1 protein-coding gene and 2 tRNA genes are annotated in these 658 nt (G+C 56.2%); all 3 read right to left on the minus strand.

Features of this window, described 5'->3' with window-relative positions; all coding sequences use genetic code 11:
- Window positions 1–277 precede the first annotated feature (277 nt).
- A tRNA-Ala gene (locus IF10I1_RS00005) sits at window positions 278–353 on the minus strand.
- 43 nt (window positions 354–396) lie between these two features.
- Window positions 397–473, minus strand: a tRNA-Ile gene (locus IF10I1_RS00010).
- On the minus strand, window positions 464–658 hold a 195-nt coding region (locus tag IF10I1_RS22795), incomplete at its 5' end, for a hypothetical protein (protein ID WP_208994244.1). The genes IF10I1_RS00010 and IF10I1_RS22795, both read right to left, overlap by 10 nt.

A 658-nucleotide genomic window follows, 5' to 3' on the forward strand; every position in this document is an offset into this window, starting at 1 on the left:
ATCCATATGGACCCGGCAAACCTAATTTTCTTCAGGATGATAAAGGGAGCAGCACAAAGCCGCTCAACCATTGAGTGATCGATCAAAGCGCCAGCCAAACTGCAACACACCAGCTCAGAGCCAGCCGCATTGCGCATTTGGTGGAGACACCCGTGAGGCGCAGCCGAACAAAGTTCAAAACGGCTTCCGTAGCCAAACCGAAGGTTTGGTGGAGACACCCGCGAGGGCTCTGCCCGAGCAAAGCAAACAAACGGCTGTCGTAGCCAAATCGAAGATTTGGTGGAGACAGACGGGATCGAACCGACGACCTCATGCTTGCAAAGCACGCGCTCTCCCAACTGAGCTATGTCCCCATGCCGCTGCCGAGGGCTACCAAACTCCGGTCTCCCGAAGGTTTGGTGGGCTGAGGAGGACTCGAACCTCCGACCTCACGCTTATCAGGCGTGCGCTCTAACCACCTGAGCTACCAGCCCATCAGCCTGTCCGGCGAACCGGAGCTGATCATCGGGCACACAAGCTCAACGCTTGATCCCCAGGTGGCGAACCACTCAATCATCCTTGAAGAAAGAGAAACGAAGCCGGCGCTAACTAGAGCGCCTTGAAGCGAGCAGACGTGATCTCGTCCGCTCTTATGTTCCAAGTGAACCAGCAGGTGATG

Source organism: Pannonibacter sp. I15F10I1 (genome assembly GCF_900185665.1).
GTDB classification, from domain to species: Bacteria; Pseudomonadota; Alphaproteobacteria; order Rhizobiales; family Stappiaceae; genus Pannonibacter; species Pannonibacter indicus.